At 40.7% G+C, this 21695-nt stretch carries 17 protein-coding genes and 1 tRNA gene; 6 read left to right on the top strand and 12 right to left on the bottom strand.

All coding sequences use genetic code 11. The annotated features are described in order from the left end of the window. Positions 1 to 7: 7 nt before the first annotated feature. From N7E81_RS19030 to N7E81_RS19050, 5 genes are all read right to left on the bottom strand, one after another. Positions 8 to 3055 carry an RHS repeat domain-containing protein gene (locus N7E81_RS19030; protein ID WP_263051184.1) on the bottom strand — a complete coding sequence of 1016 codons (3048 nt, stop codon included), beginning with the start codon at positions 3053 to 3055 and terminating at the stop codon, positions 8 to 10. Positions 3056 to 3299: 244 nt separating this feature from the next. After that, positions 3300 to 5174, bottom strand: coding sequence for a DNRLRE domain-containing protein (locus tag N7E81_RS19035; RefSeq protein ID WP_263051185.1), 1875 nt, complete (start codon positions 5172 to 5174; stop codon positions 3300 to 3302). Then, positions 5167 to 5982, bottom strand: a complete 816-nt coding sequence (locus N7E81_RS19040) for a hypothetical protein (protein WP_263051186.1) — start codon at positions 5980 to 5982, stop codon at positions 5167 to 5169. Before N7E81_RS19040 ends, N7E81_RS19035 begins: the two co-directional genes overlap by 8 nt. Positions 5983 to 5991: 9 nt before the next feature. Beyond that, complete coding sequence (locus N7E81_RS19045; RefSeq protein WP_263051187.1) at positions 5992 to 6933, bottom strand: hypothetical protein; 942 nt, start codon at positions 6931 to 6933, stop codon at positions 5992 to 5994. Between the two features lie 526 nt (positions 6934 to 7459). Continuing rightward, on the bottom strand, positions 7460 to 7927 hold the full coding sequence (locus N7E81_RS19050; protein ID WP_263051188.1) for a hypothetical protein: 468 nt from the start codon (positions 7925 to 7927) through the stop codon (positions 7460 to 7462). Between the two features lie 198 nt (positions 7928 to 8125). Between N7E81_RS19050 and ffh the strand changes: the two genes are divergently transcribed. Both ffh and N7E81_RS19060 read left to right on the top strand, forming a co-directional pair. After that, on the top strand, positions 8126 to 9454 hold the full coding sequence (gene ffh, locus N7E81_RS19055) for a signal recognition particle protein (protein WP_263051189.1): 1329 nt from the start codon (positions 8126 to 8128) through the stop codon (positions 9452 to 9454). Positions 9455 to 9457: 3 nt separating this feature from the next. Beyond that, positions 9458 to 10144 (top strand): class I SAM-dependent methyltransferase, encoded by a 687-nt coding sequence (locus tag N7E81_RS19060; protein WP_263051190.1) that lies wholly within the window; start codon positions 9458 to 9460, stop codon positions 10142 to 10144. Here N7E81_RS19060 and N7E81_RS19065 read toward each other — a convergent pair. From N7E81_RS19065 to N7E81_RS19080, 4 genes are all read right to left on the bottom strand, one after another. After that, positions 10131 to 11471 carry an MATE family efflux transporter gene (locus N7E81_RS19065; protein ID WP_263051191.1) on the bottom strand — a complete coding sequence of 447 codons (1341 nt, stop codon included), beginning with the start codon at positions 11469 to 11471 and terminating at the stop codon, positions 10131 to 10133. The two genes, N7E81_RS19060 and N7E81_RS19065, sit on opposite strands and share 14 nt — an antisense overlap. A 56-nt stretch (positions 11472 to 11527) precedes the next feature. After that, positions 11528 to 12076, bottom strand: coding sequence for an NUDIX domain-containing protein (locus N7E81_RS19070; RefSeq protein ID WP_263051192.1), 549 nt, complete (start codon positions 12074 to 12076; stop codon positions 11528 to 11530). Between the two features lie 68 nt (positions 12077 to 12144). Then, the gene (locus N7E81_RS19075) at positions 12145 to 12747 is read right to left on the bottom strand and encodes a TIGR00645 family protein (protein ID WP_263051193.1); all 603 of its coding nucleotides are present in this window, start codon (positions 12745 to 12747) and stop codon (positions 12145 to 12147) included. Between the two features lie 144 nt (positions 12748 to 12891). Beyond that, positions 12892 to 13356 (bottom strand): RDD family protein, encoded by a 465-nt coding sequence (locus tag N7E81_RS19080; protein ID WP_263051194.1) that lies wholly within the window; start codon positions 13354 to 13356, stop codon positions 12892 to 12894. Positions 13357 to 13395: 39 nt separating this feature from the next. Here N7E81_RS19080 and N7E81_RS19085 point away from each other — a divergent pair, with 39 nt between their 5' ends. Then, positions 13396 to 14412 (top strand): SRPBCC family protein, encoded by a 1017-nt coding sequence (locus N7E81_RS19085; RefSeq protein WP_263051195.1) that lies wholly within the window; start codon positions 13396 to 13398, stop codon positions 14410 to 14412. Between the two features lie 66 nt (positions 14413 to 14478). Here N7E81_RS19085 and N7E81_RS19090 read toward each other — a convergent pair whose 3' ends face one another. Both N7E81_RS19090 and N7E81_RS19095 read right to left on the bottom strand, forming a co-directional pair. Then, positions 14479 to 15333 carry a transglutaminase-like domain-containing protein gene (locus tag N7E81_RS19090; protein WP_317624056.1) on the bottom strand — a complete coding sequence of 285 codons (855 nt, stop codon included), beginning with the start codon at positions 15331 to 15333 and terminating at the stop codon, positions 14479 to 14481. Between the two features lie 100 nt (positions 15334 to 15433). After that, the gene (locus N7E81_RS19095; protein WP_263051196.1) at positions 15434 to 17062 is read right to left on the bottom strand and encodes an acyl-CoA carboxylase subunit beta; all 1629 of its coding nucleotides are present in this window, start codon (positions 17060 to 17062) and stop codon (positions 15434 to 15436) included. Positions 17063 to 17475: 413 nt separating this feature from the next. Between N7E81_RS19095 and N7E81_RS19100 the strand changes: the two genes are divergently transcribed. The 3 genes from N7E81_RS19100 (at position 17476) to N7E81_RS19110 (ending at position 19017) form a co-directional block, all read left to right on the top strand. After that, positions 17476 to 17883 carry an acyl-CoA thioesterase gene (locus tag N7E81_RS19100; protein WP_263051197.1) on the top strand — a complete coding sequence of 136 codons (408 nt, stop codon included), beginning with the start codon at positions 17476 to 17478 and terminating at the stop codon, positions 17881 to 17883. Next, entirely contained in the window at positions 17880 to 18842 is a 963-nt protein-coding gene (locus tag N7E81_RS19105) for a YihY/virulence factor BrkB family protein (RefSeq protein ID WP_263051198.1), read from the top strand. Before N7E81_RS19100 ends, N7E81_RS19105 begins: the two co-directional genes overlap by 4 nt. A gap of 90 nt (positions 18843 to 18932) precedes the next feature. Further along, positions 18933 to 19017: transfer RNA gene (locus tag N7E81_RS19110), tRNA-Ser, on the top strand. 101 nt (positions 19018 to 19118) lie between these two features. On the opposite strand, the gene N7E81_RS19115 is transcribed toward N7E81_RS19110, so the two are convergent. Then, on the bottom strand, positions 19119 to 21638 hold the full coding sequence (locus N7E81_RS19115) for a TonB-dependent receptor domain-containing protein (protein ID WP_263051199.1): 2520 nt from the start codon (positions 21636 to 21638) through the stop codon (positions 19119 to 19121). Positions 21639 to 21695 lie beyond the last annotated feature (57 nt).

Raw genomic sequence — 21695 nt, forward strand, 5'->3', positions numbered from 1 at the left:
CTTAGGCTTATTGGTTAGAAACTTGGCTTTTATTATGGTATAGGCTTGCACTTCTTATATTGCCATCCTGATCTTTGACATATTTTACCCTACCTGACTCGTCATATTCATATGTCATGACTCGCCCGTTTGGGTCTGTGACCGACTCCACTCCATACCCTAACTTGTAGGTGTAGGAGGTAATAAAAGCAGCAGGTAATTCGCTTCTTAGCGCATCTACCTGATCTACAGACAAACCACCAGCACCAGCATTCAAATCACTACCTAAAAGTGGTAATATGCTCATTACATCTCCTACAGTAGCATTGGTAATATTAGCGACTACTAGCGTTTGATCATATCCCCTAATTATTGTGTTTACAACATCATCATGGGCACGCCAACTAATCACCTGACCGTAATTGTCACGACTCAGAATTTCTTGCTTTTTCTGATAAGAAGAAAAATTGACCCCATCGATAGACGCTGAAAACTGAGATCCACTATTCTCATAAGAATAAGCTGCATTAGGTACGATAGCCTCAAGGGTTGTATCATAAAGATATTGAGTAGCATTTGCTCCAATTATCTGGCCATTTACATCGTTAGTAATTTCAATAGGCACTCCTACAAGGTTTTTATTCATCATAGCTTCAATCACAGCACTAGCACTTTCATCATAATCCTGAGGATATTTATAACTGGTTGTAAATATCCCCTCTACACTTGCATCATTATCTTGTGAGGTAAGTTGGGCATGTTCTGGGTTGTCATAGTGAAAGTTCGAAATAACCACTATTGGATTTTGCCCATTTTCATCGTACTTAGTCGATTTTGTAGATTGTAAATAATACCAAAAGGAATGATTTTGATACTCAGCAATATCCACATTATCTAACGCCCTTGGTAAAACAATTTGTTCTCCAACATGGCCATAGCATGGAGGGGTATATGTCACCTTCCAAAAATTATCATTCCCCACAGCAGTGCACTCTTTGGTAGGTGCTAGATCATGAACATGATTCGCTCGACATATGATCATGAACCGTTGTTGGCTGTTTTCCTCTGTACATTGAACTTGCTCTGTAGGATTGCAATTGTTTTTTTCGTCTGTTCTTTGAATCACCGCACCCGGAACCATAGCATTTCGGAGGGGATCAGGAAAGTAAACATTCTCAACCTTGCTTAATGACAAAAAACTACCTTGACCGTTTTTCTTGAAAATTTCTACAGTTTTTAATAGTCCATTGTCCCACCCAACGTTATTAAGAGGAATGCCATTGATCCTTTCTCCGAAAAGTGGAGCTGAAGAGATATCATTCGAAACTATATATTCATATTCAGTAGCACCGTTCTCAAAATCATATCCTTTTGATACAGTCACATTGGAATATGTAATGCTATGTCCACTTGTATTATATAATGTATTCAATGAATTGGATTGTATTGAAGCATATGTATTCTCTATATATGAACATGAATCAGTTGAATGCTTAATACTATTAGTGAACTTTGAATAATAAGACCAAAAGCTAGGTTGATATTGTTGATGACCAGACGACTCCGTTAGGTTGGCCAACTTATTGTAATGATAGTTAGTCAAATCTTTCTGGCCTGAAATAGGATCAATATTGGATATTTTAGCCAATCGTAGCCCCCCAGTTTCTTTGTTATTGGATAACCTGTTAGGCTCATACTCAATCATTGTAATTGCCCCCCTCGGGTATACTACACTTTTGAGCATTCCATATTTTGCAAATTTTCCGTCTGGTTCCCTAGTAGTTCCTAAGTGATCGAAACAACCATTGTAATCACTAGAAACACCATCTATGCTGGCGTTATACTTTGGAAGTAACTGACCGTTGGACGAACCTTTACCGTTAAAATATCCGAAATGGTCTTGAGCATTTGATAATCTAGGCGGCAAAGAATGAATATTATAATAATCAAATGAATGAACCGCATCTTGATTACCGTTCTTGTCACATCCCTTTAGCAGAGCAAGAAACATTCTGTCACTGTTTGAATATTGATATTCCAAGCTTATACTTCTTTGTTTCTCATTATTCTTGTTCCTAACAATAAGACTATCTAATCTAATGTTTCCGACATCGACACGTTGAGATCCACTTAGCGTAATACTACCATACCGTTCGGACGAAATTTTGTTCAGCAATAATTCTTTAACTGTAATGTTCGTTTCACAAATAGAATATGAGTAATACTTTCCAGAGTAATTGTGATTAGAAGAGCTAGTACTAATAAAGTCATATACCGTCTGTGATTTTCCAGCTACATATGTGAATTCATTAGATTGATATTCAAAATCTACTTCATCGCCTAGCGGAGGGATTATTTTCTTTAAATACCACGACGTTTTAATGAAATCGTGATAGCCACCAGAGGCATTGCACTCATCACCACTATTCCATGATTTTGAAGATTCGATGGCACCTAATCCACCAAAAATATATTTTATCCCATCTGGAGTCGTAATATGAAAATAATCCAAACTGTCATTTGTTTCAAAATGAAGATTTTGATAAGGCATGACTTGCACTTCACCATTTGAATCAAAGACAAATGATCCAGAATAGCCTGAGAAATTAAATGAAAACATATCTGGTTCAGTATCAATATTTTGATTCGGGTCAAGAGCCCCCGCGATAAAATCAACTACTGAATTGCTCGAAAAATCATCTATATCTGAAGGATATGCCATACTCGCTATTTCATCTCTTTTGCCTCTAACAGTTCGGGTTATTGCTCCTCCAGCTTGCAAAGACCATCCAAGGCCAACATTTGAAGCCAATTGATCTACCTTGGTTCCAGTTGAGTAATAATATAATGAAAGGGGTACTGACAAATAATTAGTTGAAAAAACAGCTAGTGGAATAGACACACCAGTCATGCCGTGAGCTAACTCCCCAGACGATGCCCCGAGGACGCTTGCACTAGGAGAAGGTGGTAAAAAATTATTATAGCCAGTGCTGATCGACTGGCTGTCAGCTACATTGATATTGGTGAGGATTAAAGCTAAGCTCCAAATTCTCCAAATATATTTATTATCTATCATGGTATAAAGTTGAAAAAATAAACTCAAATATGATGAAACAGACTCCATACCTTCATTAGCTCAGAAAAAAATAAGCCATCAAAAATAAGAGAACGATTAAATTATTTAAAATACAAGCCAGTTATTATGGTTCACTGTTTTCCTTTCCTAAATATTCTAGACGATCAGACATAGTTTGATATTTGTTTTTGCATGTATTTTTGATACAAAGTCAGTTCCTCAATTTTCTTGAGTAAAAGCATATTCATTGTTCTAATACTTTTACACGCCCACCTTGCTCCACTATTACTTTGCTCTTTTGACCTTCATCTGAAGCACTTTCCGTTACTCTTAAATATTCATTCAATTCAAGATAACCGCCATCTTTAATCAGTAGTTGACTTGGCTGGCCATCTATGTTTTCACCCACTTCTAGGGATTGATTATTCACCTGGGTAGATAAAGTCACTGAATTTCCTACAAGTCTCACACGGTCATTTGGGCCTGGCACGACTCCTCCTGGCCAGATGTTAGGATCGTCCCAATTTCCATCTGTAAGTAAAACAATAGGACATGACACACTATATTCAGCACCAGAATCAATTGAACTGATTGCATTTTCAATGTTAACTTCTTGATTTTCATATATGAGCACGCATGATAATAGATCATTATCTATTACATCTAATAAGTTTAGAGCAGACAAGGCAGAAATATCTAATTCAATCAGCTCATTACTCGAACAATTCAGTGATGAAAGTTGAGTGTTTGCTGATAAGTCAAGTGCTTCGATATGATTATTGGATATATCCAGATGAGTTAATGCAATGAAATGTTCAATGCCGCCCAAATCATTAATACCCTTACCAGAAACATCTAATACAGTAATTGTATTAGCAATGTGCTCGAAAACTTTCCCATCTAGTTTAAAGTCATATCCCAGATCTTTCAGAGCCTGCTCAAAGTTATTATCCGCAATTGGCAAGGAAGGAGGTTCGGATATAGATAAATTATCAATAGCTATATCGCTTTTATTCCCAGTACCTGTTGTTGCTACAAATTGCAATCTGATCGGTGAAGAAATGTATTGGGATAGATCCAGACTGACCTCATTCCAACTATCACTCTGGTCTCCATTCATAACCCAAATTGATGACCAATTAGATAAACTATCAAGTTTTACTTCCAGTGACAAACTTCCCATGTCCCTACCATACATATGGTAGTTGAATTTTAATTCGGGTTTGCTAAATGTGTTCAAGTCATATATCGGGCTTGTCAATAGCCCCACTTTTTTTCTAGGAAAATCAGTATTACCCTCGATATAATAATACCCTACACCCTCTATTGCTTCTGTAGGTCCTGTCTTAAATGAAGGAGTCGGACCAGTTATATATGTCCAATCAACATGAGCACCGGATCTATGCCAATTCGAAGAGCCTTCAAAATTTTCCACATATGGCATCTGAGCCCAATCAAGTTCTGTAGCATAAGTAATATTTATAACAGGCCCATAATTATCATTGTCTACACTGCCATATTTCCGTACTCTTTTTGCTCCATCCATTTCATCTTCCAACAACATCATAAAACCATAATTTGTAGTTGGATTGCTTACAAATTCCTGAGTCATGTCGGTTATATCAACAATCCTAGTCTCATATTGATCATTAGTCTCCTCTACTATCACTCTATTCTGATCAGTTCGAGAAGGTTGATTGCTCCATATAACACTACCTAAAACCCATGGCTGGGTAATTTTTTCCAAATAAATGCTATTATCTAGTGTGGAGTCTGCGTAGTGATTCGCATTATTTTCTGACCAACTTTTGTCAGTTCTAAATGTAATTGTGGCGTAAAGCACTAAACTTTCAGGCGGGATGGATCTACAGTCAAATATCAATAAACTTCTAAAAATTCTAGAACCTCTACTGCTTAATGAAGCACTAATATGATCAGCTCTCCATTGTGGGCTATTACTTGCTGCCCCACTGGATTGAATGACGGTATCAAAAATTTCACTCTTTTTAGAGAGGGTTAAGGTTGTTTGTGCAAAATTTGAGTAACTACTCATTAAATAAAATAGTGTAATACAAATTTTGACTTTTGTCTCAGCACATGCTTTTATTATGTCAATCATGACTCAACCTTTTTAAATATTGGATCTCCTTTTGTTGCCTTCTTAACGTTTTCGATTGACTTTCTAGCTCCTTCTTCATCTCTTGATTTTCTTTATTCTGCTCAATCACATACAGTGTCAGCTCCTCAATTTTCTGAAGTAGCTTGGCTTGCATTTCTTGGAGATCAACTCCGTTGGCTCGGGCCTCTGATTCACTTGGAATATCTGGCAGATGATTGTTTTTTTTGATGTACTTTTCTACTTCTGAGAGTGGGGCAAGTCTATAGTCGTCTTCGAAGACATAATCGGCGTAGGTATTAGTATTGGAGATAAAGCGATTGGCACGTGCATCACCGTTGACATGGAGTTTGTAAGAGGGGGAAGTGGTTCCGATACCGACGTTTCCATTCGTAGCTACAATCAATTGTGGTATTCCTGGAGCAGCTTTTAATCCAATGTTTTCATATCCATTATTTTCTGGATTCGAAGCCATTATATAATTGCCATATGTTGGATTCGCTGTAGTTGGCCCTTCTGATTTTATTTTAATAATTCCTTCTTGAGATCTAAAAAGAGCAACCGTTCCTCCAACTTCTTGATATATATCCAATTTAGCCTCTGGATCAGAAAAACCTATCCCCACATTCCCATGCTCATCAATCGTCATTCGCTCACTGCCTCCTGTATAAAACCGTAAGAAGTTTTCTTCCACCACAATTCGGGTATTGGTGGCTTGCTGGTACTCAAGAGCTGAGGTAGGATCAGACGTGTTGGCCAGTGTAGCGAATGAGAAAAGCATAGTTAGGATGGATAAGCAATTAGTTTTCATCGATAGTAGTTATTGGTCTTTCAGTTTTTCAATTTCTTTTTGCTGAATTTTATTCTCTTTCTTCAACTCAATCACATACAATGTTAATTCTTCAATCTTCTGAAGTAGCTTGGCTTGCATGTCTACAATGTCTAAACCATTTTTTCTGACCTCTGCTGCACTGGGTACGTCTGGAAGATGATGATTTTCTTCAATGTATTTTTCTACTGCTTGTAGCTCATTCAATTCGTAGGTGTCTTCGAAGACGTAGTCAGGCCAGTTGGGGGGATTGGACGCTGAAAAAGTAGTAGCTCTAACCGTTCCCTCTACTTGGAGCTTATAAGCAGGGTCTGTCGTGCCAACACCTACATTTCCAGTATCTTCGAAACAAGCGATCATCTCGTTTCCAGCAAGTATCCTTAATTGATCATTATGATTTCCATCAAAAGAGGGTGTTAAATAAAAAACGTTTTCAATAAAGTCATTACTGGTTCGATCCAAGGTTATAAAATCTAAATAATTATTTGAGACTATATGTAATTTTGAATAAGGACTTGTAGTACCGACTCCTACATTTCCTGAATTAAAAAAAACATCTCCATAGCCTCTGATATTTACTGTAAGGTTCCCATTTTCATCCGTCACTCCCAAATAGCCTCCAGCTCCATTTACACCTAGTTTTGCAAATTGGCTATTTAACTCTGCCCGTACTTGTGAACTTCCTCCAGTATTAATATGTAAACTGTAATCAGGGTTTACTACCCCTACCCCCACATTCCCATGCTCATCAATCGTCATTCGTTCACTTCCTCCAGTATAGAATCTTAAGAAATTTTCTTCCACCACAATTCGGGTATTGGTGGCTTGCTGGTACTCAAGAGCTGAGGTGGGCACCTCACTACCCCAGGCAGAACACAGAGCAATGACACACAACGGTAGGAAAAGAAGGAATTTAGTTTGGACAGAAAGCATAGTGTTGAGAATAGACCCACTCCATTTAACCTCTAGTATTCTAGTTGAGGTAATAAAAAGTCAATCAGTGTATATAAATATTGGAAGAGCTTTTCGAGGTTTCAAAAAGCGACGGTTGCATTTGGTTAGTCTATATGGTTAGTGTTAAAATTCGTCTTAGTCAAAATAAAACTTGATAAGGAATTTTTCTCATTGTGCTACCGCAAGTGTACTCACAAAATCTAATTTCTCAAAAAAAACATTATTAATTACGGTTTTAAAGATGTGAAATTGTAGCCTTCCCCACTATTAAGTAAGCTTTGCATACAGCTCAAACATGTTGTATCTTTTTTGTGCCCCAAACTCTTCGTTCGGCTTAAATAATTGATTACAAATCAGATATAAAGTTTGTTTCTAATTCTAAATGGATCACAAAAAATCGCCGATAATACTGGCGGCAATTCATAGTTCGGAATGTATCATGTTATGACGGACACAGTCCAGTAGTGTAGCTGTCATCCCGATTTTGAGTTTGAAAGATCAGGGATCAATCTACACGAATCAAATACACAGAAGCCTCATCATCTAACGGACGACCATCTTCATAGACAACCAGTCTACCGTCTTCAAATATCAAATACTCCTCTCCATCCATCTGAAAAGAATCGGAATCGTCGATATACAACTTACCATCATCACTAATCTCCCAACGGGTATATTCTACCTCTTCTTCACCAAAAGCCGAGACATACACCCGACACTCATGATCATCTCTAAATTCTATTTCAATTGCTATTTCATCTAGTATGCCCTCCACCAAATTTCCTGCAGCGGCAAGTACAAGCCTCGCAAAGGCATTGTCCTCTCCCTTAATTTCTTCTTCTAAAATTCCATCTTCAAGTGATATTTTCATTTTCCAGACACCTGCTAAGTCTCTTTCTTTGACGCGGCCATTTTGAGCAATAGCCAACTGAAATCCGATCAATAGGCTAATCAATACAATAAGTTTATTCATGAGTTTATATTTTTTAAGTTTACTATTATGCAATACAAGGTACAAGCCTTTGTATCATACTGAATCAATCATCAAAAGGTTGCACATACCAGAAAGTTTCACATATAACACCCCTCAACCCTAACATTCAACAAATCCCTTTCGCTCATTGCAAGGGAATCATTAGCTTTGCGCAATATTTAATACGAATCAAGAATTATGTTTGATAATCTTAGTGTAAAGCTCGATAAAGCCTTTAAAAACCTAAAGGGACAGGGAAGAATTACTGAAATCAACGTGGCTACGACCGTGAAAGAAATCCGACGGGCGCTGATCGATGCCGATGTGAACTTCAAAGTAGCCAAAGATCTCACCGATACCATCAAAGAGAAAGCACTTGGACAAGACGTATTAATAGCCGTATCTCCGGGTCAGCTCCTCACCAAAATCGTATCTGAGGAACTCACCAACCTGATGGGCGGCAAAAGCGAAGACATCAACCTGAAAGGAGATCCAAATGTAATTTTAATCTCTGGTCTACAAGGATCTGGTAAGACCACTTTCTCTGGCAAACTAGCCAGACACCTCAAAGCACAAAACAGAAACGTACTTCTGGTAGCTTGCGACATCTACCGCCCCGCTGCAATCGACCAGCTAAAAGTACTGGGCGAGCAAATCGAAGTGGATGTATACGCCGAACCTGAAAACAAGGACGCATTAAAAATTGCTAAAAACGCGCTTAAGTACGCGAAAGAAAACAACAAAAAAACCATCATCGTGGATACCGCTGGCCGACTGGCTGTGGACGAACAGATGATGAATGAAATCGAACGTCTCAAAAAAGAACTCAATCCTGCAGAAACTCTATTTGTAGTGGATTCGATGACTGGTCAGGATGCAGTAAATACAGCCAAGACCTTCAACGACAGACTAAATTTTGACGGCGTAGTCCTCACCAAACTTGATGGTGATACGCGTGGTGGTGCCGCCCTAACTATCCGCAAGGTGGTAGACAAACCCATCAAATTCATCAGTGCTGGCGAAAAGATGGATGCGCTGGACATCTTCCACCCTGACCGTATGGCCAATAGAATCCTAGGTATGGGTGATGTGGTCTCTTTGGTTGAAAAAGCACAAAATACCTTTGACGAAGAAGAAGCCAAAAGAATTCAAAAGAAAATCCGAAAAAACCAATTCGGGTTTGATGATTTCCTCTCTCAACTAGAGCAAATCAAAAAAATGGGAAACCTCAAAGACTTGATGGGTATGATCCCTGGCGTGGGCAAAGCCATCAAAGACATCGACATAGACGACGATTCGTTGAAACCAATTGAAGCCATTATCAAATCTATGACACTCAAGGAAAGAGAAGAGCCGGAATTGCTCAACGGCAGTAGAAAGCAGCGAATTGCCAACGGAAGTGGCACTTCTATCCAAGAGGTAAACCAACTACTCAAGCAATTCGAACAGATGCGTAAGATGATGAAAACCATGAATAAGATGGGAGGAGCCAAACGTGCACTCTCTGGAATGAATATGTTTAAATAAGCCGTGAAAGACGTACACGGAGAAGCCATATTTGATTTTTACAAGGGCGACCACGATGTCGTCCTCACCACTTACAACTCTTACGGAGACCCTGAAGAAATGCCTGTAGAGGTTTTTTTTAGGGATCATCAAGACTTTACAGAATTAGAAAATCTAGCCATCACTTGCTGCGAAGGCAAAATCCTCGATGTGGGTGCTGGCGCTGGTGCTCATGCGCTATTCATGCAGGCCTTCGAAATGGATGCCACTGCACTGGAAAACTCCCCTGGCTGCATAGAAACACTTCGACACTCGGGTATGGAGAAAATCGTAGAAGAAGATTTTTTTGCTCATACAAGCCAATACGACACCCTCCTATTTTTAATGAATGGATTGGGGCTAGCGGGTAAGCTCGACAACCTCCCCTACTTTTTTAAACATTGCGGACAACTTCTCAACCCTGGAGGACAAATCATTATAGATTCGTCTGACATCTCATATTTATATGAAGATGATTTGCCCAAACCGGACCATTATTTTGGAGAAATCAGATACCAATATGAATACAAAGGGAAAAAAGGGGATTGGTTTGATTGGCTCTATGTAGATCAAGCTCACTTAATCAAAGAAACAAAAGCTTTAGGGCTACAGACAGAAATCCTGATGACAGATGAGTTTGACCAGTACTTAGCCAAAATCACTGGTTTTTAATTATATACCGCTTTGATAGCACATGGAATCTTGCCAAATGCAAGACAGCCGCCAGTGTCAGCCCAATGAGCAAAGCCACCCATATGCCTTTGGCTCCCCAGCCCAAATATATCCCAAATAAATAGCCCAAGGGAATAGCCATAAGCCAGTAAGCGAAAAGTGTCACCAAAGTAGGCACTTTCACATCGGCAATCCCTCTCAGCACTCCCAAACCCACCGCCTGCACACCATCAGAAATCTGAAAAAATGCAGCTATAATCAATAGGCTTCCAGCCATTTGGATCACATCAGGATCATTGATGTACCACGTAGGCAAATAGGTATTTCCAAAAATAAACCCCGTACCAAAGAAAGCCATCATCACTGCAGCCATAGCAAAACAAGTCATGCCTGCTGTACGTAGCGTCCGATAGTCCTTTCTCCCCAGTTGATTGCCCGTACGTATGGCGCCTGCGGCAGAGATACCTGTAGCTGTCATATAAGTGATCGCCGACAGATTAAGTGCGATCTGATGTGCGGCTAGCGCTTCGGCTCCAATCCAACCCACCATGACTGCCGCCATGCTAAAGGCTCCTATTTCAAAGATATATTGTAAGCCAGATGGCACGCCGATACCCAATATGCGTCGCATTACAAACCCACGAATTTTGATCTTGGACCATAGCATCACGTATCTGCGCAACCGCTTATAGCTCAATACAAACGTCACCATCGCAATAGCCATAATCACTCGTGAAATAAGGCTAGACCAGCCCGCTCCCACCATGCCTAGCGCTGGCATACCTAGTTCCCCATAAATCAACCCATAGTTGAAAATCACATTGAGCAAATTGCCCGACACAGAGATATACATGGCCTGGCGCGTCATGGATAGGCCTTCTGCAAATTGGCGAAAAGCTTGAAAAATCATCAAAGGAAACAAACTGAATACTAGCGTATAAAAGTAAGGCAACGCACCCGCCAGCACCGCAGGATCTTGATCCAACCATCCCATACCGCGCCCAACCAACAAGCCTACAAGCACCAGCATCACGCCAAGAATGGCGCTGAGATATACACCATGTTTGAAGAACTTGGCCCCCTGACGTTTGTCATTGGCGCCATCGGCAGCTGCGATAAGCGGCGTCATCCCATAGGACACACCAATGCCAAAAAGCATAATCACAGAAAACACGCTATTGGCTAGCGACACAGAGGCCAGCGGCACCGCGCCCAGCCGACCCACCATCATACTATCCGCCACTGCCACGAGGATATGCCCCATCTGGCTCAGCATCACTGGGTATGCAAGTGTGATATTGGTTTTATAATGTTCTTTTAGTGTCAAGGAGTGGGAATATCATGTTGATTTAAAAAACGAAATATAGCTTAAATACTTCGACTTCAGAGCTTGCCTTCGTCCAGCAAAAGCTTAGTCTTTAGTAATCCTGCAATACTTAAACTATCCGTTATTTCATTACTCATCACCAGCCTAACGGCTTCGCTCAATTTGAGTTTCCTTATTTTCAAATCTTCTGTATCGTCAAATGCTGTTTCACCTTGTGTGAGGTCTTTGGCTACAAAAACAAACCCTTCTTCGTCTGTCACAGAATTGGAAGTATGTATACGGAGTATGTTTTGCCAAGAGGCTGCGACCAAACCTGTCTCTTCCTTCAATTCTCGCTTGGCCGACTCCAAAACATCGACATCTATAAGCCCACCTCCCATAGGAATCTCCCAAGTATATTCATCTAGCGTATATCGGTATTGGCCTACGAGCCAAGTATTGAGCTCGTCGTCTAACGGAACAATACCTAATGCCTTATTTTTGAAGTGCACCTTTCCATAAATACCTTCATTGCCAGATGGGTTGATGATTTGATGCTCCTCGACTTTGATCCATGGGTTATCATAGATTTCTTTGTCTGATATTTTTTTCCACGGGTTTTTCATTGCTGCTACAGTATGACCATAAAAAAAGTCCCGATAAATCGGGACTTCAATATCTTAATTAGAAATCATTAAACTTCCTCTTTATGTTCTTTATGTTCATCCTCTTCGTGCTCCTCTTCATGGCCATGCCCTGTCAATCCATGTGGATAAGAGTGAATGATTTTCTCCGTATAACCCAACAATAGCGCAGAGAAGATGAAAACCATATGAATTACAATCTCGATAATAATACCTTCAGATCCTGCTTTCTCAGCAGCTTCTCTATAGTTTACAAATGTTTTCAAAAGCTGTACCCCAGAGATAGAGGCCAAAGATGTTGCCAACTTAATCTTCAACATACCTGCATCCAGCCCTTCTAGCCATAGGGGCTTATCATCGTGCATGTCTACATCGATCTTACTAGTAAAAATAGAGTAGCCACCAATTGTAACCATTATCACTAGGTTCATTACCATGGAAATGTCCACTAAGCTGAGTAAGGTCAGCATGACTTTGGATTCGATATCTCCACCGATCACTTGATGATACATATGTGCCAACTCTTGGAAGAACTTGACCATATACAAAAATGCACCGATGATCAATCCACCATACATTGGGGCTTGCACCCATCTACTCCAAAAAATAAATCCCTCAAAGAAATTTTCAAATCTATCAAAAAAGCTTTTCATACTTGATTAGTGCTTATGCGAATGGGTTTAACCAAATTATATCAAGTGCTAAAATTAAAATTAATTTCCGTACCGTATAAGGATTAGTTCACATTTTTTGTCGGCTTTCGTCTAATAATCAATTTTACCTGAGCCACTACCTATTTAGCCCCTATAAACCACGCATGTTTTCATCAACAGATCATGCAAGCCTCTTCGATCCGACCGAAAGTAGATCATGAAAAAACCGCAAAAAAAGAGCAGTAATGATACGTTTTTTAAAAGAATTCTTAAAAACGCTTGAGAAAAACTTAATTGATTGCCATGGCGATCGACCACTTGCAACTTTCCCATTCTCTTTCCTACTGTCCCTTGCCAAGAAGAACTTTCAAACCCCGCATGATACAAGCACCCTGTCACCAAAAAAACACACCAAAACACCCGATCATCCGCTATAAATAAGACCATGGGCACCAGTAGCACTAAAAAAATGGTAAGGTCAATATTGAAAGCCAATAATCGCTGAGCGAAGGTAGCATAAGACACTTGAGAAGGGCGGTTCATAATTATTTGTTTGTCTGCGGACAATTGCCAATACACATCATAAGTGCTATTGAATAGCATCTGCATATTTGGTAACTTGTCTTAACAAAACTAATACTCTAAACTATGAAAATACTAAAAAAGGTTCTTTTGGTGCTGGTCATACTGATCGCGCTAATTGCAGTAATTGGCCTCATGCTACCCAGAGAGGCTCGAGTAGAACGTACTACTACTATCAACGCTAGTCCAGCTTCTATCTATGAAGAGGTAAACAACCTCGAACGTGCCAATAGTTGGTCTCCTTGGTTTCAAATTGACCCTGAAGGCACGGTTTACACTTTTACTGGCCCTTCCTCTGGGGTAGGCAACAAGATGGAATGGAACAGCGATCACCCAGACGTCAAACAAGGCTCACAAGAAATCATTGAGGCAATTCCAAATCAAAAAACTCGCAGCGTCATGTACTTTTCGGAAGGTGGGGATGAACCAGCCTATGCTGAAATTATCCTCCAAGAAGAAGCAAATGGCACGCTGGTCACATGGACTTTCGAAGCCGACATGGGCGGCAACCCTATCAATCGGATCTTTGGAATGATGATGGACACCTTCATAGGCCCTTACTACGAAAAAGGATTGGCCAGCCTTAAGACGAGAGCAGAGTCTAAGCCTGTCTTTTCTATAGAAATCATTAAAATGGACACAGAGCCCATCAACTATCTAGCAATCCGAGAAACCTTCGATGCGACCAAACCTGAAGATATAGGTCCTAGAATGGAAGAAATCTACACCCAACTCATAGGATTCATCAATAAAAATGGCGTGATGGGTATGGGACAACCCATGTCTGTTTATCTAAACTATAACGAAACAGGCTACGAAGCAGATATTGCCATTCCGGTAGCAGATGCCAGCGGCGTAACAGACGAAACAATCTTGATAGGCCAAACGACTGGAGGTAAAGCCGTAAGAGGTGTACACATGGGAGACTATCACAAACTGGACGATACCCATAAGCAACTACAAGCCTATATACAATTCAACAATCTGGAAGCCAATGGCGAAGGATATGAGGTGTATGTGACTGACCCTACACTGGCAGATACTGCCCAATGGAGAACGGACGTATATTATCCAATCAAATAAGTTAATGAACAAGAGGCTGTTTAGAAATGACTTATTTTAAACAGCCTCTTGTTTATCATTGCCCATTCAATAGGTCATTTCGTCTACCGACTGAAGAAGCATTTTGATGTCGTCAGCCTTTTTATACTCTCCCAGTTTCTCGAATGAGGAAATCAAATTGCGCAGTGCACGCGCCACAATATCTACATGGCTACAAGGCTGGTAATAGATCTCATTTTTAGCCAACTTAAGTTGATCTATATAATTGTTGATATCCTCAGTGGTGAATATGATGCCGTTATTAAAGACATTAATATAAAACTGCGTCTCCTTGGTCTTATAGGTCAGAATGAACAAATTAGGCAAATTCACCCCATATATCGGCATCTTTAGTCGCTGTGCCAATAGCATATAGACCACACACAAACTGAGCGGATTGCCACGCTTAGACTCTAACACCACATTGATCATGCCGTTGGCTGGCGAATGAAAATTCTTGGCATTGGGCCTGAATTTCATCTTATTAAAAAAGACATCGTTGAGCACTTTGATTTGCTCCATGGGAGACAGCTCTTCTGAAAATTCGCGCCAAGCATTATGGTAATATTGCTCAAATTTTCTAGTTAAGAATTTGAGATTGAGATCAGGGTATTGATAATTGGCAACCAGCATCATACCCTCAAGAAGATCCTCTGCACCCGCCTCTTTCCAGGCTACCAATTTCTCACTTAGCAGGTCATATTGAAGGTTATGAATGATGTCTTCGATCTTTTCTCGTACACGAGGAATCAAGCTGTTGTTCATCCATTCCTTTTCCAAAAATGGGATCACTTCTGTACCCAGCGAGACCAATTTTTGCTCTACGTGATTCAGAATCTCATGATCATCGTCCTCTAGGAGTGAGATCAATGCGCTCAGTTCTTTTTCGTTTATTTTTTCCAATATTGTTCATTCAGAAATTGAAACACCAAAATAACAGGATGCTAAATTAATATACGAAAAAAGGCATCAAATTCATATCGAGCCTTTCATATTATTTGACTCAAGTCTGAATCACTCCCACGTTAAACGGACGCTCGATAGGGGCATGATCCGCAGCCTCGATCCCTACCGAAATGATCTTTCTCGTCTCTAGCGGGTCTATTACACCATCCACCCACAGTCGCGAAGCAGCATAGTAAGGGCTCAATTCTTCGTTGTACTTATCAGTGATCTCTGCCAAAAACTTCTTTTGTTCTTCTTCCGACACCTCAAGGCCTTGCGCCTTCATCGACGACACTTTGATTTGCAGCAAAGTCTTGGAAGCCGATGCGCCACTCATCACTGCCAGCTGCGATGTAGGCCATGCGTAAATCAACCTCGGGTCGTAGGCCTTGCCACACATGGCGTAGTTGCCCGCACCATAGGAATTGCCCAAGATAAAGGTAAACTTAGGGACGACCGAATTGGCCATGGCATTGACCATCTTGGCACCATCTTTTATGATTCCACCATGTTCGGCTTTGCTCCCTACCATAAACCCACTCACATCGTGCAGAAAAACCAACGGAATTTTACGTTGGTTACAATTCATAATAAAACGAGCCGCCTTGTCTGCCGAATCAGAATAGATGACTCCACCCATTTGCATCTCACCTTTTTTGTTTTTGACCACCGTACGCTGATTGGCCACAATACCCACAGCCCAACCCTCTACTCGAGCATACCCACACACGATGGATTGGCCATAGTCCGATTTGTACTCATCAAACTCAGAATCATCTGTCATGCGCTTGATAATTTCACGCATTTCGTAAGGTTTTACCCTATCTACAGGCAGTAATCCATAGATTTCCTTTTCATCTAGTTTAGGCTTCTTTGGTTGCTCTCGATTAAAACCTGCCTTGTTATAATCCCCTATTTTATCAAAAATCCGCTTGATAGCGTCTAAGCAATCCTGATCCGTATCATATTTGTTATCCGTCACTCCAGAAATTTCACAATGCGTGGCAGCACCTCCCAAAGTTTCGTTATCGATCGTTTCCCCAATGGCGGCTTTCACCAAATAACTACCCGCCAAGAAGATCGTCCCTGTTTTGTCTACAATCATGGCCTCGTCAGACATGATCGGCAAATAAGCACCTCCCGCCACACAACTACCCATGATAGCGGCTACTTGCACGATGCCCATAGAAGACATCATGGCATTGTTTCTAAACTGGCGGCCAAAGTGTTCCTTGTCAGGGAAAATCTCATTTTGCATGGGCAAAAACACACCCGCACTATCTACCAAATAAATAATGGGTAAGCGATTTTCCATTGCAATTTCCTGAGCTCTTAGGTTTTTCTTAGCCGTAATGGGAAACCAAGCTCCAGCCTTTACAGTAGCGTCGTTGGCTACGACAACGCACTGGCGACCCTGTACATGAGCAATCCCCACAACTACACCACCAGAAGGGCAGCCGCCCTGCTCAGCATACATGCCCTCTCCTACAAAAGCACCTATCTCTACAAAGTCTTTGGGGTTGTCGATCAAGTAATCAATCCGCTCTCTGGCCGTCAGTTTACCTTTGACATGCTGAGCCTCTATTTTCTTTTCTCCTCCTCCGAGTTTTACCTTTTTTGTCTTGTGCTGAAGTTGGGCAATCAGCTGCTTATAAGCATCTTCGTTTTTGTTGAATTCTAGGTTCATAAGGCATGTTGTTTAAAACAAAAATAGAAAAAGGATGGATTTAGCCATGGCATTACTCGACTTTTAAATCATTGGTATTCAATAGATAAAAATATTTATTAAGCAGCGATACCGAAGTATTTTCTATCTAAACCCTAGCAATCAAAATAATATGCTGTCATAAAAAACTGCGTCTACTGGATCAGTTGAATCCTAAGTCAATTCAAGAATAAGGTATTCAGAGAGATACCACATCGAGACTAGTAAAAAACTCCCCCATATCTCAATAATAGGACATCAGCAACATTGCTATCGTCTACTTTGAGAATGAAAAGCCTCCGCTTTTTGAAAGTAATTACCTCCAAATTGTTCACCTTTGTATTAGAAATATGCTATATATTTCTAACTCTAAAAACGAAAAACCAATAAACTAAATGTTTGAAGCTCAAACTAAGACTAGGGTAAGGTATGCGGAAACAGATCAAATGGGCTATGTGTATTATGGAAACTACGCCACGTACTATGAGATCGGCCGTGTGGAGACGCTTCGTCAACTTGGGTTTTCGTACAACGAAATGGAAAAAAACGGTGTGATGATGCCCGTCGTCAACCTACAGACCAACTACCTGCTACCTGGCCGATACGATGAGCTCCTCACCATAAAAGTGAGAATCCCTGCCTCCCCCAAGGCAAAAATCATCTTCGAATATGAGATCTTTAACGAAGCCGATCAACTAATCAATAAAGGAGAAACCACCTTGGTATTCATCAATATGAAAACCAACAAACCCTGCCGAGCACCAGAACAGTTAATGAAATTTTTGAAGCCTTATTTCGCATGAAAAGAAAGAATCTTCATAAGCACCTGCTCTACTATCAATGGTACTTGAGTCTTCTGAGAAAACTAAAACTGACAAAGCTCAACAAGCGACAAACCACGCTTTATAATACGCTTGATCTATTTTTAGAAAACACAGGAAAACACGGACTTATCACCAAAGCCAATGGTGTAGCTTTCAGTTTTACGCTGGCGATTTTTCCATCGATCATTTTTATTTTCACCCTGATCCCGTACATCCACTCGATCATTCCGCACATTGGTACGGAAAGCATTATGAATTTTCTAGCCTCTGTGATGCCCGAAGCGATGTACGAAGCAGCCACTGGCACCATCCACGATATCGTGAGCAACAAACGCCAAGGACTGCTCTCTTTTGGCGCCATGCTGGCGCTCATACTGGCTACAAATGGAATGCATGGCCTGATGAGTACCTTCAATAGCATTTACAAAACCAATGAAAAACGAGGTTTTTTTCGTACTCGACTAATCGCTACAGGCCTTACGTTGGTTTTGTCGTCCGTCTTGTTTTTTTCCATCATCTTGATGGTGATTGGCAAGATCGTACTCAACTTCCTCTCCACTGAAGGCTTCATTACGCAGGACTATATCATTTATCTCCTGACCATCCTCAAGTACTTTGTGATCGTGATCGCCTTTTTTATTGCGATATCTACTATTTACTATTTTGCCCCTGCTATCCATGATCGGTGGCGTTTTTTCTCAGCAGGCGCTGTATTTTCTGCGATAGCCTGTGTAGCCACTTCATATGCTTTCTCTTTTTACATCAATAATTTTTCTAACTACAATAAACTATATGGATCGCTCGGTATGCTCATTGCTTTGATGGTCTGGCTGTACTTACTGTCTCTGATTTTATTGGTCGGGTTCGAATACAATGCTAGCGTAGATAGAGCAGTCGTATCAGACAAAATCGAAAACACCACATCTATTTTCGACTAAGTGAAAATATTTTTCGACTGCCCCTTGTCAAAAAAAATTATTATTCTACATTTGCACTCCCATTCAACGGAATGGAAATAAAAACGACCTAGAGAAGTGGCAGAGTGGTCGAATGCACCGGTCTTGAAAACCGGCGTGCCGCAAGGTACCGGGGGTTCGAATCCCTCCTTCTCTGCAAGACAAAAGCCCAATGTTTTTACATTGGGCTTTTTGCATTTATAGGGATTAGAAAAATCTGGTGCAGAAATAATTTCCGCACCAACCCGATACAAGAATTTAAAATTCTTTCTCACCAAATTCGCTATTCACAAACTTGGCTTTATTTTTCAACTGATTGAATTTGAAACTCAAATTGATCATGATCATATCCACTTCATACACATAATTGGTAGTGGTATAAAAAGCTTTGCGCAAACCATCAGTAGCATCTACATAGTCCCCAGTAGTGGTGATTCTCTGTTCGTTGGTATCGAGTAGCCCCATGTCCATATTGAGCCACTGGGCGGAGAGCGTTAGTCTATTGTCCATAAAGGTTTTCTGAACAGTCAAATTCGGACTATAAAACTTAGAGTCTTTGCCTTGAGCAGTCACCCGCTGAGACAGGTAATTGAGCGACCATTGTGCACTCCATGTATCTGTGATCTGATACGTGGTATTGATATTGAATGAGCTTTGCCAAGCGCTAGTGTTAATCAGCTCGTTGTTGAACTTGCCGTCGATGCTGGCATAGTAGATATTGGCTCCAGCGTACAACTTCCAGCGATCCGTAAGTTGCAAATCTCCACTAAACTCCATACCTAAAGATTTGCCCGTACCTACATTGGTATAAATTCTATTCAAAACAGTATCACTATCCACTGTATTCACTCGATTGATCAGGTTTTCAGTGTTTCTAAAATAGGCCGTAGCCGAAAAGGAATGTGCATCTATATCCTTGACCACTCCTACCTCTATCAAATCTACAAACTCAGGCAGCAAATTGGCATCTCCTTGTTCGAGTGTTTCAGAGTGTTCTCTTTCCTTGAAAGGATTCATTTTGAATGTCGTAGTACGTTGTACGCGCTTGCTATAAGCCGCCTTCAATCTCAATTCGTCGTTGACCATATATTGCACATTGGCCGAAGGAAATAATTTGAAATAGTCATAACCCAAAGTTTCCTGAACTGCCCCTGGTGTGGCGCCTAGATATTCCAACGTACGATCCATCATTTCTGCTCTCAAGCCACCACCGAATGTCCAAGCTTCTATTTCTCCCGTCCACATGACATAACCCGAATGTATACTTCGTTTGAGGTTCAGTTCGCTAGAAAATTCAGGGACTATTTCCCAATCATCTCTATCATTGATATTGTCTGTGGTTTCGTTGTATCTGCGATAATCAAAGTCTCCTTGGTGATCTAGGTTTCTAAATTGATAGCCCACTTCCCATTGGCCAATCTCCCCTGGCTGGAGGGCATAGTCCAAATTGAATCGTGTACCATAGAGTGGATTTTCATTGGTATTGTATTCCAGCTGGTAGTAGGCAGTCGTCTGTTGCCAGTCATATGGCAGATTGTAATTTTCTGTAGGGCCACCCAACAGGGTATATTCATACAAAAACGAAGTGGACAGCTTAGACTCATTAGCAAAAGCATGAGCAAAATCGATACTTCCCAGTAGAAAATCACCTGTTCTGGTTCTCAGGTTGTGATTGTAATAGTCGAACGACCCCGTTTGAGCACCGTCTGGCAAATGATAGGTTTTATTATTGTAATAAATATCAGCTAGCCTATCTTTTTGATGTTTTCCTCCATAAAACCCCACGTTGATATCTGTCCTTTCACTTGGGTGAAACCCTACAGATGCCCGCCCTGAATAGTTGATTTCATCAAAACTTCTTTCTCCATCCGAAGGAAATTCAGTACGCTTATCGTCGATCTCAGTCCACACATCTCCTTCTCTACGGCCTGTTTTGTCATTTCTCAAATAGCCCGCTCCTAATGACCAATCCCATTTGTCTTTTTGATAGTTGAGCGTAAAGTCTGCTCCGTACCGAGTGGCGGCATTTTCATTGTCATATGTCTGAATACTAGGCAACCCACCCTTCACATTGACTTGGGCAAACATGCCATCTGTAGCATTTTGTGTAGTTACGATATTGACAATACCAGCCTTACCTTCAGAGTCGTATTTTGCTGATGGAGCAGTGATGACCTCCACATTTTGAATGGCATTAGCTGGCAGCTGATCCAAGAGCATTTTAACATCCGACTGGATCGGTTTACCATTGAGTAACACCACAAAACCGTCTGTGCCACGTACCGCCACCGTACCTTCTGCATTGATACTCACCGACGGCATATTTCTAATCACGTCAGTAGCGGTTCCGCCTTGGCTATTTTTGAATTGCCCGGCGTCAAACACTTGCCGATCGACCTTGTGCATGGTAGTGACTTTCTCTCCTGAGACCACAAGCTCTTCAAGCAATTCGTCATTGGGTTTGAGCGTGATAGTGCCCAGATCGAGGGTTTGTTTTTTATTGAAATTTAAATTTGGCAGTACCAATTCCTCAAAACCCATAAATTGGACTTGCAAATAATATGCTCCGGTTTTAATTTTTGTGATTTCGAAAGAGCCATCCGCCTTAGAAATAACCCCACCTATTAAACTACTGTCTGAGGATTGGTAAAGTGCTACGCTCGCAAATTCGATAGCCGAACGCTCTGTATTCTCAACCAAAACTCCTTTCAGGATCGACTGTGCCGACACGCTCCAAGGCAGTAAGAATAGAAAGGGTATGAATATTTTTTTTCTCATTGATTTATTTTAAAAATTTTATAATCGAAGCAAAAGTAGTCTTGTGTATCGTCTACG

It is taken from the genome of Reichenbachiella carrageenanivorans (assembly GCF_025639805.1).
Lineage (GTDB): Bacteria > Bacteroidota > Bacteroidia > Cytophagales > Cyclobacteriaceae > Reichenbachiella > Reichenbachiella carrageenanivorans.